Annotated in this window: 12 protein-coding genes and 1 riboswitch; of the genes, 7 read left to right on the top strand and 5 right to left on the bottom strand. The window is 61.9% G+C overall.

What is annotated here, in order from left to right:
- Positions 1-59 precede the first annotated feature (59 nt).
- Together JSS27_00845 and JSS27_00840 are read right to left on the bottom strand one after the other, a co-directional pair.
- Positions 60-1079 carry a peptidylprolyl isomerase gene (locus JSS27_00845; GenBank protein MBS0207476.1) on the bottom strand — a complete coding sequence of 340 codons (1020 nt, stop codon included), beginning with the start codon at positions 1077-1079 and terminating at the stop codon, positions 60-62.
- Entirely contained in the window at positions 1076-2341 is a 1266-nt protein-coding gene (locus JSS27_00840) for a hypothetical protein (protein ID MBS0207475.1), read from the bottom strand. The genes JSS27_00845 and JSS27_00840 overlap by 4 nt, the downstream gene beginning before the upstream one ends.
- 881 nt (positions 2342-3222) lie before the next feature.
- Between JSS27_00840 and JSS27_00835 the strand changes: the two genes are divergently transcribed.
- Both JSS27_00835 and JSS27_00830 read left to right on the top strand, forming a co-directional pair.
- Positions 3223-3855, top strand: a complete 633-nt coding sequence (locus JSS27_00835; GenBank protein ID MBS0207474.1) for a response regulator transcription factor — start codon at positions 3223-3225, stop codon at positions 3853-3855.
- 376 nt (positions 3856-4231) lie between these two features.
- Positions 4232-4729, top strand: a complete 498-nt coding sequence (locus JSS27_00830; GenBank protein MBS0207473.1) for an acetolactate synthase — start codon at positions 4232-4234, stop codon at positions 4727-4729.
- 45 nt (positions 4730-4774) lie between these two features.
- Here JSS27_00830 and JSS27_00825 read toward each other — a convergent pair whose 3' ends face one another.
- Positions 4775-5575, bottom strand: a complete 801-nt coding sequence (locus tag JSS27_00825) for a hypothetical protein (GenBank protein ID MBS0207472.1) — start codon at positions 5573-5575, stop codon at positions 4775-4777.
- A gap of 358 nt (positions 5576-5933) precedes the next feature.
- Between JSS27_00825 and JSS27_00820 the strand changes: the two genes are divergently transcribed.
- On the top strand, positions 5934-6623 hold the full coding sequence (locus JSS27_00820) for a hypothetical protein (GenBank protein ID MBS0207471.1): 690 nt from the start codon (positions 5934-5936) through the stop codon (positions 6621-6623).
- Between the two features lie 26 nt (positions 6624-6649).
- On the opposite strand, the gene JSS27_00815 is transcribed toward JSS27_00820, so the two are convergent.
- On the bottom strand, positions 6650-7717 hold the full coding sequence (locus JSS27_00815; protein MBS0207470.1) for a DUF362 domain-containing protein: 1068 nt from the start codon (positions 7715-7717) through the stop codon (positions 6650-6652).
- On the bottom strand, positions 7718-8599 hold the full coding sequence (locus tag JSS27_00810; protein ID MBS0207469.1) for a hypothetical protein: 882 nt from the start codon (positions 8597-8599) through the stop codon (positions 7718-7720).
- Positions 8600-8921: 322 nt separating this feature from the next.
- A riboswitch (cyclic di-GMP riboswitch) is annotated at positions 8922-9009 on the top strand.
- A gap of 334 nt (positions 9010-9343) precedes the next feature.
- On the opposite strand from JSS27_00810, the gene JSS27_00805 reads away from it, so the two are divergent.
- The 4 genes from JSS27_00805 to JSS27_00790 all read left to right on the top strand — a co-directional run bounded on the left by JSS27_00805 (position 9344) and on the right by JSS27_00790 (position 13935).
- A complete protein-coding gene (locus tag JSS27_00805) occupies positions 9344-9529 on the top strand; it encodes a Flp family type IVb pilin (protein MBS0207468.1) in 186 nt (61 codons plus the stop codon).
- Positions 9530-9908: 379 nt separating this feature from the next.
- The gene (locus JSS27_00800; protein ID MBS0207467.1) at positions 9909-10472 is read left to right on the top strand and encodes a prepilin peptidase; all 564 of its coding nucleotides are present in this window, start codon (positions 9909-9911) and stop codon (positions 10470-10472) included.
- A 363-nt stretch (positions 10473-10835) separates the two neighbouring features.
- On the top strand, positions 10836-11801 hold the full coding sequence (gene cpaB, locus JSS27_00795) for a Flp pilus assembly protein CpaB (protein ID MBS0207466.1): 966 nt from the start codon (positions 10836-10838) through the stop codon (positions 11799-11801).
- A 106-nt stretch (positions 11802-11907) separates the two neighbouring features.
- The gene (locus tag JSS27_00790; protein ID MBS0207465.1) at positions 11908-13935 is read left to right on the top strand and encodes a pilus assembly protein N-terminal domain-containing protein; all 2028 of its coding nucleotides are present in this window, start codon (positions 11908-11910) and stop codon (positions 13933-13935) included.
- The last annotated feature ends 2 nt before the right edge of the window (positions 13936-13937 follow it).

Genomic DNA, 13937 nt, shown 5'->3' with positions numbered 1-13937 from the left:
TGCACGTGGGCGTTTTTATTGGTCTGGCGGAAGAACGCTGGAAACCGACGAGCGTTCGTTCACTTCTTAGGCAGCACCAACTGCTTGGTAGCCGGATCAAGATGCGGCCCCTGGCCGGTGTACTCGATCTTGGTCTTGGAGCGCATTTCACTCGTAATCGTTTGGAACAAGTCGTCGGTCACCGCCCGCACTAGCTCGTCGCGCGAATCTTGCCAGGGCTTGGCCCCCTGGCGGATGTCGGTGCATTGAATCACGTGTACTCCAAACGTGGTGACGACCGGCGGGCTGATTTCCCCCTTCTTCAATTTGAAAGCCGCGGCGGCGAAGGGCTCGACCATCCGATCGTGCCGCGGGAAGTAGCCCACATCACCGTCCTGGGCCCGGCTGGGACCGGCCGAATAGCGCTGGGCCGCTTCGGCAAAGGTCATCTTGCCGATCGTGATCTCGTCGCGCAGCAAGGCGGCCCGCTTGACCAGGGCTTCGATCGCCTGGGGGCTCTGATCGGCCATCGGCCGCAACAGCACATGGCTGGCGCGGACTTCGGTGCCGTCGTAGTCGGCGCGATGAGCCTTGAACCAGCTTTCGAGCTTTGTGTCAGTGGCTTGTGACAAGCTGTACCGCGTCCAGTTCAAATCCCAGGCGATTTCCTGCTTCAACTCGTCGAGCGTCCGACCTTGCTTGGCCAGTTGCGCTTCGAGCGTCGTGTTGTGACCGGCCGCTTCGTTCGTCAATGTTTGCAAGCGGGCTTCGATCTCGGCCGGCGTGACGTCTTGCTTCTTTTGACCGAGATACTTGGTTGTCAGTCGGCGGCCGATCAATTGTTCGAGCGCTTGCGCCTCGGCCAGCGGTTCGATTTCGGCGGCGATCTTGCGCCCGTGCAGCGCCCCGGCCAGCAAGGCTTGCACTTCCTTGGCCCGAATGGGCTGGCCGTCGATCGCGGCCACGACCGCGTCACCCGGGGCTGGCGCGCTCGTCGGCGCCGGTTGTGCCGATGCTCGGAAAGAGGTGCTAATGAATGCGGCCACCAGGCAAACTAGCCGAGCAACACGCAGCAACTTGGGACGCGAACTTCCTGTCATGGCAACTCCAAACCTTTCAGCTCGAACGGGACGACCACGTCGATAATGGCCGTGGGCGTGCGGTACACCAGCGTGCAATTGTCCAAACCTTGCTCGCGTTGAAAAGTGAACGACACGCCGAATTCGCGGTCGCTTTGCCGCGTGGTGGTCTGGGCCAGCGGGTCGAGCCGCTGGCCGTCGGGTGTTTCGATCCAAAGCGGATTGTCATCAGTCCAGTTGCGATGCGATTCGAGCGCTTGGCCGGCCTTGTCGAACGTGACGCGCAGCGAAACTTCCCACGGCCGCAGCGCTGGCTGGCCGCCGGCTGGCCGCACGACGGGCTTGGCGACGACACTTTCGAGCGCCACGGTCACGCCGGCCTGGCGTTGTTCCAGGCTGCGCTCCCCCGCCAGGTTTTTGAAGCGGAAGTCCGCCTCGCGCCCGGGAATTTGCAACTGAAATTCCCCCTTCAGCGAGGATATCCTCCGGCTGCCGTGGGGCGGAATGGGAAGCCAGACGTCGAACTCATAGGCCTTGGCGCGCGAGCCGATGGCGGGTTCGAGCACCGTGCGATCGGTGGCCGAGCGCTCGGCCTGGTCGTCGTATTGCACGCGCACGTCGCGCCGCGGCAGCTTGACCACCACCGGTCGGAATCGCGGCTCCCAACTCAACTCGATCAATGTGCGAAAGTGGTCGCGGCTGGGGTCGCGCAAGTCGCGGCGCGAGGTCAGATCGACCGCCTCGATGCGAAACGCCCCCCAGTAGACCGCTCGGCCGGCGCGCGGCAGCATGTTCGGCGCGCGGTTCACCAGCGCCAACGCTCGCGTGTCGGCGTAGGGATAGGTCGTCATCATCGCCTGGTCCAACAAGCGATCGAGCACCGGCCAGAATGGCGCGTCTTGCACGTCGAGCGTGATGGCAACCGGGCCGGGCAGTTGGCCGAACTTCTGTCGGTGATCGACCAGCGGGTTGCCGGTCTGGCGCTCGATTTCAGCCAAGGCTTGGTCGAGAGGCATCTGGTCGGCGTGCAGCGTGACGGCGCGCGCGGCGGGAAACTGTTCGACTTCCAATTGCTCGAACTGTTTGCGAATCCGCTTTAAGCGGAGCGCGGCCTCGGCGCTGACCGGCGCATCGTCCGCCGGCAAATAAACCATCGCGGCCGCCCCCAGCTTGACCAGGCCTTGCTCGGCGGCGTCGCGGTCGGCCTTGCTCGCGGCGTCAAGCTGCTTGACCAGTGGCGCAACCCGATCGGCAAGTTTGCCGTCTTCGACGGCAACGGGCATGAGCAGCGCAAGACTAGCTAGCAGCGTGGCGACCAAGATGCAGCTTTCGAGTCGTAAGCGGCGCGAGAGGTCCGACGTATTAGAGCGCCTCTCGATTCACTGTAGCGTGCGTATCCACCAAGCCGGTGGCTTTGCCACCGAAATTGGCGGCAGAGCCGCCGACTTGGGTAAGCAAGCGATCCATGCTTCTGAGAATTGCTCTAGAAGATAACGCTGGCTGAACCATTCCAGAATCTGACCGAGCCGGTAGTTTCGCGGTCTGCCCAGCACCACGAAATTGTATGTCGACCTGGCGGGTTTAAAGGTCGTAACTATGAGATTAAGAGGGAGACCCATCCCCCCCGGTTATGACGATTTTGCTAAGAGTACCGCGACTCCGCTGGCGGATGAGTGAAAATTCATTGATTGATTGTGAATATCCATAAGGTATTTGCAAGTAATTGTTTGCGTGTTTTGTTTTCGATGATGTGCCGCTCGTCGATCTGCCAATTTGAATCAACGGGGGATGTCATTCAGGGGGTTCGTAGTATGATTCACCTAGTTTGAGGCTCGGCTTTTCTCTTCGCCGGCGTTTTACTCGCTGAATTCTGGCTGCATGCGTTGCGGCGTGTTGTCAATCGTGCAGCGAGAAACACCTGCTATTCTTCGCAGCTACCGCTGTTGACTGAAGTCTGAATTCAGTTTGGGTTTGCTGTTGAGTTGTTGAGATCCGACCTGCGGTCGGTGTCGCGGTCTGTCACAAATGACGTTCCGGGACGAATCGCCGAGCTTGGTTTGCGCACAGGAATGAACCGTTTGGACAGCGAGCAGGAACCGCTTGCCTGGGGCTTGTGATGTACCAGTTCAATACGCCCGGTAATGAGGGTAGCGGAGTGATTGCCATGTCCGTGCAGATTCTCGTGGCAGACGACCACCAGGTAGTCCGCTCCGGTCTGCGGAGCCTGCTGGAAGGGACCGAGTTTCAAATCTCGGCCGAAGCCATCAACGGTGAAGAAGCCGTTCGGATGGCGGCCCGGCAGAAGCCTGATATCGTCTTGCTTGATATACGTATGCCCGACGTCGACGGGCTGGCGGCATTGGGGCAATTGCGCTCCGCGCATCCCGATCTGCCGATCATCATGCTATCGACATACGACAACCCGACGTATGTGGCCCGTGCCGTCGCCCTGGGGGCGAACGGGTACATGCTCAAGGGGTTCAGTCGCGAAGAGTTGATCAACACCTTGCGCAAGGTGTCGAGTGGCGAAGATGCGTGGACGCGCGACGAGCTGCGGCGGATCACCGGTGCGCTGGCCACGCCCCGCATGGCCGGCGAGGTCGATGTGCCCCTGACCCAGCGCGAAAGCGAAGTGCTGCGTCAACTGGCGCTGGGCCTGACCAACAAGGAAATCGGCAAGGCGCTGGGGATCAGCTATGAAACCGTGAAGGAACACGTGCAGCACATCTTGCGCAAAATCGGTGTCACCGATCGCACCCAAGCGGCGGTGTGGGCCGTCCGCAAGGGATTGGTCTGATCGCCGCCGCCAACGCAATGACTGTCGTGTGATTCTACAAGCCCAGGGGGTTCCGCCCCTGGGCTTTTTTATTGCGCAGATTCACGTCTTGACCTGAGGTGGCCGCACCTTCCGTTTCAACTTGCAATACGGCACTGCGTTTACCCTGACGCCCCGCACTTGCCGTCATTCCCGCGCAGGCTGGAATCCAGAGTTGACGGCTCGCGATCTAGATTCCCGCCTGCGCGGGAATGACGGAGTGCATGTTGAAAGGGATGATGTGAGCAGTTCTGATGCTTCACAGTCCTTTGCTGACGCCAGCTTGTCGGCCCACCCGAATTACGGTTCCGACGCCGACCATTGACCGGAACTGTGGCCCCGGCTTATAGTTTCGGCCATGAGTACCGGAGAAGGCAGCGGCGCTGGGGTGGGTTTTGCCACGGCGCGCGGCCGTAATTACCCTTCGATTCGCCAGTTCACGGTCTTTCTCGAGAACCGTGTCGGCCAACTGTTGGAAGTGGTCCGCCGCTTCGAGGGGAGCAAAGTCAAGATTGTCGCGCTGTCGATCTCGGATTCGTCCGAGTGCGCGTTTTGCCGCTTTTTGCTTAGTCATCCGGAGCAGGGGCGCGAGATCCTCGAACGTGCCGGCCTGGCGCTGATTGAAAGCGATCTGATCGCCGTCGAACTGCCCGAAGGGCCCCAGCCGTTGTTGCGCGTCTGCACGGCTCTGCTACAGGCCGAGGTGAACATCATCCAGGCCTATCCCCTACTGGTGCGCCCGCGCGGCAAGCCGATCGTGGCCCTAATGGTCGATAACATCGACATCGGGCTCGAAACGCTGGCCAGCAAAGGCTTTCACATGATCACCGAGGGTGATCTGTCCGACGAGGATTAGGCGTTAGTTGACATTCCGTTTCTCGATGCGTCCACGCTACGAGAATCAAGGAATGCTGAAAACCTTCGGCGGCGGCTCGGACAGGCCGCGGACCACGACGTGGGTCACCGACTTCCAGGCCACGATCGCCACGGCAAACGACTGGTCTTCTTCTTCGATCAGGAACACCCCTTCCGCCTGACGCGAGAGGTTCGCCGCATAGCCGTGCGGCGTGAGGACCGTCCCGCCGGCCAGGTAGACTTCGATTTCGGCGTTGTGCTCCTTGTAACCCCACAACCGTTCGAAGTACTGGGCCATCAACGGCCGCGCCTCGGGGGCCGGCCCGAACGGAGTCGACGCTGGCATTAACGAAGCAGGATCGATCGCCAGCGGATTAAACACGTCAACCGGCTCTTCGACCTGTTGCAGTTCTTCCTCGGTTGGCACCAGGAACTTGACGCCACACTCGGGGCACTTGCCCGGTTCACCCCCTAGCGAGACGCTGCCAGCCAGGTGGTGTCCGTTAGGGCACAGGAAGGCAATCTCTCCGTCGGCCGGCGACTCGCCTTCGGCACAAACGTGAATTGGGTTCGCAGGTTCTTCGTGTGCTTCCGGCGTTTCAGCCGCGGCCGAGACGTTCGACGGGGACGAGCCAGCAGCCGGCCCGACGACAATGGGAACGGGGGCCGACGGTGCCGAGCCGGCGCCGGTATCGATCTTGATGCCCGAGTTACCGGGTGACGAGCCTGTTTTGATTTCGGGGACGCGGAAGATCGCGCCGCACTGCGGGCACTTGCCGCGCTTACCGGCCTGGCTTTCGGGGCAGACAAGCTTGTGCCCGTTGGGGCACAACAAGGTGATGGTCATGGTCGTGCAATGCCGTGGCCAGGGGTGTCAACTCAATCGGAGCGGGCGAGCCCGACGTGCCTGTTCCTCAAAAGCATGATCCAGCCACCGGTAAAGCGGCCGTGGGCCAGCCCAGCCGGGAACTGCGGTCAGTGTACAATCGTAGCTTGGAGTCCCGAGCTTGGGTACGCGGAAGTAGCGATTGCACCGGCTTTATCGCAAGTTTTTGGCCCGAATCAAGCGTGCCGCGCCCCGCGCCGGCGAACGCCGCCATGCCCGCGCGTCTCGGCGGCCCGCAAATCGGTTGAACGCTTGACTTAGCGGGCCTGGGGGCCAAAACTAAGCCGTTTCGAGTGCCCACGCCGTCGAGCTATCGCGCATGCCCATCCAGGTCTCTTGTCCCAGTTGCAAGGCCGTCTTTTCGGTTCCCGAGAAGTTCGCCGGCAAGCAGGGCCCGTGCCCCAAGTGCAAGACGGTCATCACCGTTCCCAAGCCGGCGGCGGAAGTCAAAATCCACGCGCCGGAAGGGGCCGAAGGGGGCAAGGATACCAAGCGCTCGCTGGTCACCAAGCCCATCTTGCGCGAAGAGACCAAGCTCAATATTCCGCTGGTGGCCATCGGCGCCATCGTGGTCATTGGCGTGTTCGTGGGGGCGTACTTCCTGCGCACGACGCTGCAAGGAATTGATCTGGCGGCCTTGGCGATGCGCGCGGCGGGATTGCTGGTCATCGCTTTCCCGGCGACGATTCTGGGCTATGCCGTGCTGCGCGATCAGGAACTCGAACCCTATCGTGGTCGGGCCATGTTGGTGCGCACGACGCTCTGTTCGTTCCTCTACGCCGGGCTCTGGGTGGCGTTCTATCACCTGCCGAGCGACTTCTTGAACTCGATCTACACCCTGCTGATCGTGGCGGCATTGTTGATCGCCGGCGGAGCGGCCGTGGCTTTTGTCAGCTATGATCTCGACTTCGGCAATGGGCTATTCCACTACATCTTCTATCTGCTGGTGTCGCTCGCGCTGGCCTGGGTGGCCGGAGTGAACATGCCGTGGGGAATGCTGCGTTCGTAGCTCGACAGCGATGAGAACGCAGCCGACTACGACGTGAAGATGCTCGGGCGCATGCTGCGCAAGTGGGGCGCGTCGAGGATCTCGAACGGCGACGCCACCGATTGCCACGGCTCGCCGAGTTGGCGTATCTGGTGATCGGCCAACGGACCAAGCACGCCGCCGGCCAGTTGCAGGTAAGGAATCCGCTGCGGCGCCAGGCCGATAATTCGTGCGCAGGTGGCGTCGACCGCCGTCAGGTTCGTGCCCACGACAACCAGCCCCATTTGCTTGGCGCTTCCCAGAATCGGCCCGTCACCTTCCATGCAAGTGATGCCGTCCACGACGGTGATCGTGCGCGGTAATGAAGCGTTAATGTCGATCACGGTCTCGGGAATGCCGGCGTGGTGCAGCACGTTCTTGGGCCAGCCATATTTGCAGCCTGGCAGCGAACCGTACATGTTCTTCAGCGCCGCGGTCATGCCCATCCAATGGTGCGTTTTGAGCTTGGGCATCGACACGACCAGGTCGGCTTCGACGACGGCCTGGGGGAAGTAGAAACCTTTGAGCACCGAGCGCCGGCCCGCGTTGTGGGCCCAGCGGACGTCTTGATAGTTCAGATCGGCGAACTCGATCTTGCCGTCGTCGAGCGCCTCGCCGAGGCGCGATTCCTCGAGCGCCATCTCGGTGTCGCGCACGTGGCCGGGCGCTTCCCCCACTCGCACTTCGGCGCCCCAGCCGCGAAACACGTTGGCCACGGCCACGACCATGGCTGGGTGAGTGGTCATCTGCGGCGACAAGCGCATGGGCTCGACCATGTTGGGCTTTAGCAGCACGCGCAGTCCACGCATCGTTTCCGCCACGATTCCCGATGCGATCAGGCCGTCGCGAATCGTTTGTTCCAGTGGCCCGTCGTAGCGCTGATTGCGGGCCACAAACACGCCAGCTTGCGTGGAGCCGCCAAAGATTCGGTGCAACTTGCCTCGCCACCACGCCACGCCCAAGAGGCCGGCCGCCGCGGCGCCGCCGCCGACGATCAGCGCGCGACGATCGACGCGCTCCGACGCCGGCGGCAGGATCAGCTTACTGGAGTCGGGCTGTTTTTCGGCGTCGCTCACTTAGCCGGCTCCTTCCTGGGCAATCTGCACCAGCGGGGCCGCCGCGCCGCGAGCGGCTTGCGCCAACATGGCCAGTCGCGGCAACGCGCCAGGCCGGCGTCGCGTCCGCTCGGCGGCAGCGGCTAGCCAGGCGTCGGCCTCGGCCGGAGTGCGCTGCCAGGCCGCCAGCCCCAACAGCGCGTACGACAGGGATGCCGCCGTGGTGTGGGATGAAATCGTTTGCACCTCGTAGTCGACCGTTCGGGTGAGGCGGCCACTGGCGTCCGCTTCGTTGCGCAAGGCCAGTAGCACGAGCCCCGTGGGCTCGACATGTGGACGTAGTTCCTGACCCAACACGAATGTATTGCCGTAGTTCGTACCACCCTCGGGTAGCAATCGATCAACCAGCAGTTCCACCGCTTCGCGCGTGCGCGCGTGATCGTGCAGGCCCGCGGCCTTCAAGGCCAACACGGCGAACGCAGTGGGCTCGACCCAGGAGTGGGTTCCCTCGACCCAGGCCCAACCGATCAGCCGCGTGTTGTGCCCCAGGAACTCGGCCTGATCCAGCGACTTGCCATGCGCGACGAGCAGCCAAGCCTGCGCGCGATCGATCAGTGGCTGAAATTCTTCGGCGGCGTGGCGTTTGAGGGCGTGCCAGGCGCACATGGCCATGGGCGTCGGCCAATACGGATTGTTCTGGTCGGCGCTGATGCCCACGCTGCCATCGACGTTTTGCAGCCGCGCGAGTTGCCGCGCAGCGCGTAACGCCGCGTCGGTGCGGTCGTGCGCCGCCAGTGCCAGTGCCGCCCAGGCCGCTGGCTCGGCCGACGCCACGCCGCCAGGGGTATAGCTGAACTCTTCAACGTGGGCGAGTTCGTCGAGCGTGTTGGTGAGCCAAGTCATGCGGAGTGTGGTGGGGTTGGCGTGGTCATTAAGTAATCATCGGCAGCGGCTTGACACGTACCTGGGCGCTCAAATCGTCACAATCGATACCCCCGGATCAGTCTACGGAATTTTGCAATTTTTACACACCGCGATTTGACTAGGAACCTGGCTGACCTAGGGTTTCAGTGCAGGAGCAAAGTGCGTGAGCACGAGGCTGCTGCGAGGTTGGTTCTGCGACCGGCCTCGAAGTTGACTGGGGGCGAACGGCTGGCGACGGTAACCCGCGTGGTGTTGCTTCGCGTCAGTTGGACTCTCGCGGTCAGCTTCAATACCTCTGCATCTTCGAAAAAGGCAAACCGGCCGCGAGGTCGGGGCGCAAAGCCAAGGGCCTGAATAGCGAACGCTGTCCAGGCAGCCAGGCTGCCGAAGGATGTGAGTCGAACGCGCGTCGCTCGGGTGTGAATCCGACCGGCGGCTTTCGGCTGGCGACTTCGGACGTGGTGCAAGCGATTGTCCTGCCGGCAATCCTTGAAACGCGTCCCTCGGGCTGACTGGATCAGAGGTGCTGAACCAATAACGTGAGACGCTTTGGACACGCAGCAGGCCGTCGTCGAATTGTTTTTGCGACGGTGTGTGCGGAGTGGTCTCGAATATCGTTAGTCGGGCCGGCGGTAGCCACCGGCCGGTCGATCGGCACGAGAGAACTGGCGAACACGCCCGCTTCCGCTACGGCCGAACGCACATCTGAGGAGACCCACAGCCATGATTCGTTTCGCCACCAAGATCAAGAAGTTTTTGAAGTCGGAAGACGGCCCCACCGCGGTTGAATACGCCGTGATGCTGGCGTTGATCGTCATCGTCTGCTTGACGGCCATCCAGTCGATTGGCACGAACGCCAACGCGACGTTCCAGAAGGTCGCCACCCAGCTCCAGACTTCGTCGAGCTAATACCCGCGAACCAGCTTTGGTTCGATCCTCAGTCCCCGCGGTTCCGTCCAGGAACCGCGGGGATTTTTTTGTTGATCGCCGTGTTGGACGCCCGTGGTCAAATCGCCTGCACACGGCGATTTGCGACCTATAGTTGCTGGTAGGCAGCGCGCCCGAGCGCGCGCCCACGCCCGGGCAGTAAACCACAATTCCAGGTGACCACCATGCCGATCCTTCCCGTTGATTTGGCCGGAATGGCGCCGTTGGTATTCACCGCGTTTGTGGCCGTTACGCTCGTGGCTCGCCTGATGATCTTTCGCGCCTAACATCCGCCTGACGCGGCGAACGGTTGCCGCGCGACTCCCACCCACACTGCACCCACCTGCCAGGATGAACTGACATGTTTGAAAAAGACTTTGCCGCTGCCCTGTTCAACAATTGGCACGTTTGGTTCGTGACCGTCACGCTGGTGGTTGCGGCCGTGATCGACGGCTGGCAGTTGAAAGTGCCGAACTGGATCACTTTCCCGATGATTGTCGGGGGTTGGGTCTACGGGTTCTGTGTCGGCGGTTGGGAAGGCCTGGGCTTCAGCTTGCTGGCCACCGGGGTCGGCCTGGCCCTGTTGATGCCGGCTTATGCCATCGGCGGCATGGGCGCTGGCGATGTCAAGTTGCTGGCCGGTGTCGGCGCCTGGGTCGGCAGCGTGGTGACCTTTTATGCCTTTTGCTATTCGGCCATCCTGGGTGGCGTGATAGCGGTGATGATGGTCCTGTACCGCCGGGTCTGGACCAAGCATCGCCAGCAGTTCCAGCACATCGTCAACGAGATTGTGACCGTTCGCGACCCGAACCAACTGGCGGCGATTGCCGCCGACCGGAAGAAGACCATGATGCTGCTGCCCTATGGGATCCCCATTGCGATGGGGACGATCCTGTACTTCTTCATGCATGGCATGCTGGGCTAAATCCCTCGCTTGGGTTGGTTGCTAGCGAAGTTTGCCTGAAAAAGCCGTTTGAGAAGCTGTTCAAACTGCACAAACATTGCCGGTTATGCCGACAAGAGTAGAGGCGTAATCTTTTCCGCGCACGGATCGATTCATGCCAGCAGCCTGCGAAAAGGTCGTTGGCAAACTTTACCGGTCGTTCCGCGTGTGCCGGAAATGCCGGTGATTCCGGCCAGGCGAAGCGTGCCGCCAAGAGGCGCTGTTATCAAGTCTGCGGGCGGTAACAGCCAATCAACTATGAAGGGTTTTAACAGTTCTTCGCGGCGTGCCGCCTTCGACGCTTGCACCGGCTGCGACGGTTAAAACGCGACCACAGGTGAATCGATGCGTCCGAAAACGATGATGCTGCTCGTTGTCGCCTTGGGGTGTGGATTGGTGGCCGCCATCGGCATCAACCAGACCTTGGCCAACCGTGAAGTCGTCGCGGCCCCAGCCGGCGAGATGGTGCCGGTGATCATGGCGCTCAGCAATATTGGCACCGGCGACCCGCTGAAGCCCGAGAACATCAAGCTCGAAGAGTTCCCCAAGGACCGCATGCCGCCCAATGCGGTGAGTGATTGGGAGAACGCCATCGGCCGTCGGGCCCGGCACCCGATTCTGCCTGGCTTGCCGATCGTCGAGGAGATGTTGCTCTCCAAAGGGGACAACGGCGAGGATCTGTCGGGCATGATCGCCAAGGGGATGCGCGTCGTCTCGGTGCGCGTCGACGCGGTCAGCGGCATGGCCGGCCTGCTCAAGCCTGGCGATCGCGTCGACATGGTGGTCCATTTGCACCCGAACCCGACCTACGGCATCAGCATGCCCAGCGCGCGGACGTTTTTGCAGAACGTAAAGATCATCGCCGTCGACGACGTCTTCCGTCGCGACAACGACGGCCAGCAAGCGGTCGTGGCCAAGACGGTCTCGGTGCTGGTCACGCCGGCACAAGCCGAATTGGTGACCCTGGCGACTGAACTAGGGACGCTGCGGCTGATCATGCGGCCGGCCGACGACGACGGTAAGTCCGAGACGGACGGCGCCAGCCCCGAAGAGTTGCTGGGTGTAAAGCACAGCAGCAGCGAACCAAAGCCCGAGCCGGATTTGCTCGGACTCTTGAATCAACAGAAGCCCCCGATGCCGGCCGAGCAAGTGCCGACGCCGGACATCGTGAAGAAGGATGTGTGGCGGATGCGAATCTTCGATGGTTCGTCGCCGCGTGAAGTGGAATTCGAAGATGGCGTGCCCCGCACGCTGTCAGGCAACTCGGCCGGCGACAACGGCGTCCCGCCGACGCCCGAGACCAAGCCCTAAGCAGTGCCGCGGTTCAAGGATGAATGGTTAGCTGCCAGTTGACGCCAAGCGGTGTGCATGCCACCCCGCGTCGCTGGTGTAACGCAGGATATCAGGGATGATTACGATGCGCTGTTTTCAAGCGTCGTCAATTCGCAAAGCGATGACGGTCCTGGCCGTGTGGATGGCCATCGCGCCCACGCTGGCAATGGCCGAGCAACCGGGCGCGCGTCCGACGTTGCGCCTGGCCTGGCAGCAGCCGCCCGTCCAGACGCCGCCGCCGGCCGCTCCGTCAATGACGGGCCCTCAGCCGGTCATGCACAAAGTGCAAGCGGCCAGCGAGCGCGTGACCATGATCGCCAATTCGAGCCGCATCCTGACCCTGGAACAGCGGATTCCCGAGGCCACGGTCAACAATCCCGAACTGGTCGACGTCATTCCGCTGTCGCCGAACCAATTGCAGATTTACGCCAAGAAGCCCGGCGTGACGCAAATCAATCTCTGGACCGAGAACAAGGCCGAGGTGTTCACCGTCGAATTGCTTATTTACGCCGACGCGCGCGAGCTAACCGCGCTCTTGCAGGCCCAGTTCCCCAAGTCGGCTTTGCAAGTCATTCCGCTCCCCAATTCGGTCATCATCGGCGGCTATGTCGATGATCCGACGCAAGTGAACCGGATTATTTCAATCGCCGAACAGTTTCACCCCACCGTGATCAACAACATTCAAGTTGGCGGCGCCCAGCAAGTGGTGCTGAAGGTCCGCGTGATGGAAGTCTCGCGCACCAAGCTTCGCCAACTGGGCATCGACTTTGCCGAGATCACCAGTTCAGGTAGCTATGTCGGCAGCGCCGGCGCTGGCTTGCTGAAGCCCAACGCGCTGCTGTCCCAGACCGTGCAAAGCACTTCGTCGGCGACCGGCGTTTCGGTGTTGCCCGGCCAGATCAACACGGCTGGCACGCAATCGTTTGCCTTTGGCATCGTCGACAACTATCAGTCGTTCAGTATGTTCATGCAGGCTCTGCGGCAGGACAACCTGGCCAAGGTGTTGAGCGAACCGGACATTGTCACGGTCAGCGGCCGCCCAGCCTATTTCAACGCCGGTGGCGAATTCCCGATTCTGGTGCCGAACAGCTTGGGCACCGTGGCCGTGCAGTACCGCCCCTACGGCACGCAAGTCGACTTTGTGCCCATCGTACTGGGCAACGGCGCCATTCGCCTGGAAGTGCGCCCGCGCGTGAGCGAAATCGACAACACCACGGGCACCACGCTCAACGGCATTACGGTGCCGGGCTTGAAGGTCCGCGAAATCGACACCGGCGTCGAGATGCGGGCCGGGCAGACGTTGGCGATTGCCGGGTTGGTCAATTACCGCGAAGAGGCGGCCAAATCAGGTCTGCCAATCCTAAGTGAGTTGCCCTTTATTGGCCCGTTCTTCGGCACCAATAAGTCGATCTTCAACGAAGTTGAATTGTTGATCATGGTCACTCCCCACTGGGTCGAAGCCATGGACTGCGATCAAGTTCCCAACTGCGGGCCGGGCATGGACACCACCTTCCCGACCGACTTCCAGATGTACGTCAAGGGACATGTTGAAGTGCCGAAGCTGGTGGCCCCGAACGTGGCGCCGGGAGACATGCCGATGAACTACCCGAATGATGTGCCGCCAGGTGAAGTGGTTCCGGCCAACTCGCCGACTCCGCCGGTTCCGGCGCCCGATGCAACGGGCAAGTCGAAAGTCTCGGGGTTGATCCGTCCAGCGGCCCTGATCGCGCCGGGTTCGCGGTCGACGACGCCGAGCAACTCGGGCCAAGGGACAACACCTCCGAACGTGACGCTGCCAGCAACGGGCACTTCTGCGGCCGGTTCGGCAGCCTTGGTGCGGACAGCGCCGGTGGTAACGGCTGTGCCGACGATTCCGAATGCGCCGGCCGGGGCTGCTAGCCCGGTTCGGCTCCCTCAGACCTCGGTGCCAACGCCCCAGAACGTCTCGGCACCCGTACGTGGGCCGGCCCTCAGTTCGCCGATCGCCTTGCCGACCCCTCGGAATAATCCGAACGACCGGTCTGTCTCGCATCCTGCGACACAGGCGATCCGCCAGGGAGCCAAGCCAGCGCCAGGATTTATCGGCCCGCTGGGATACGACGACCTAAAGTAGTC

The sequence above is a fragment of the Planctomycetota bacterium genome, assembly GCA_018242585.1.
GTDB lineage: Bacteria > Planctomycetota > Planctomycetia > Pirellulales > PNKZ01 > JAFEBQ01.
The sequence above is the reverse complement of the archived record's forward strand: the minus strand, read 5'-3'. Positions and strand labels throughout refer to the sequence as shown.

Excerpts from the sequence above, each read along its gene's own strand:
- JSS27_00835 (MBS0207474.1), top strand. The coding sequence starts at position 3,223 with ATGTCCGTGCAGATTCTCGTGGCAGACGACCACCAGGTAGTCCGCTCC.
- JSS27_00810 (MBS0207469.1), bottom strand. The coding sequence starts at position 8,599 with ATGACTTGGCTCACCAACACGCTCGACGAACTCGCCCACGTTGAAGAG.
- JSS27_00820 (MBS0207471.1), top strand. The coding sequence starts at position 5,934 with ATGCCCATCCAGGTCTCTTGTCCCAGTTGCAAGGCCGTCTTTTCGGTT.
- JSS27_00840 (MBS0207475.1), bottom strand. The coding sequence starts at position 2,341 with ATGCCCGTTGCCGTCGAAGACGGCAAACTTGCCGATCGGGTTGCGCCA.
- JSS27_00845 (MBS0207476.1), bottom strand. The coding sequence starts at position 1,079 with ATGACAGGAAGTTCGCGTCCCAAGTTGCTGCGTGTTGCTCGGCTAGTT.
- JSS27_00825 (MBS0207472.1), bottom strand. The coding sequence starts at position 5,575 with ATGACCATCACCTTGTTGTGCCCCAACGGGCACAAGCTTGTCTGCCCC.
- JSS27_00830 (MBS0207473.1), top strand. The coding sequence starts at position 4,232 with ATGAGTACCGGAGAAGGCAGCGGCGCTGGGGTGGGTTTTGCCACGGCG.
- JSS27_00800 (MBS0207467.1), top strand. The coding sequence starts at position 9,909 with ATGTTTGAAAAAGACTTTGCCGCTGCCCTGTTCAACAATTGGCACGTT.
- JSS27_00805 (MBS0207468.1), top strand. The coding sequence starts at position 9,344 with ATGATTCGTTTCGCCACCAAGATCAAGAAGTTTTTGAAGTCGGAAGAC.
- cpaB (MBS0207466.1), top strand. The coding sequence starts at position 10,836 with ATGCGTCCGAAAACGATGATGCTGCTCGTTGTCGCCTTGGGGTGTGGA.
- JSS27_00790 (MBS0207465.1), top strand. The coding sequence starts at position 11,908 with ATGCGCTGTTTTCAAGCGTCGTCAATTCGCAAAGCGATGACGGTCCTG.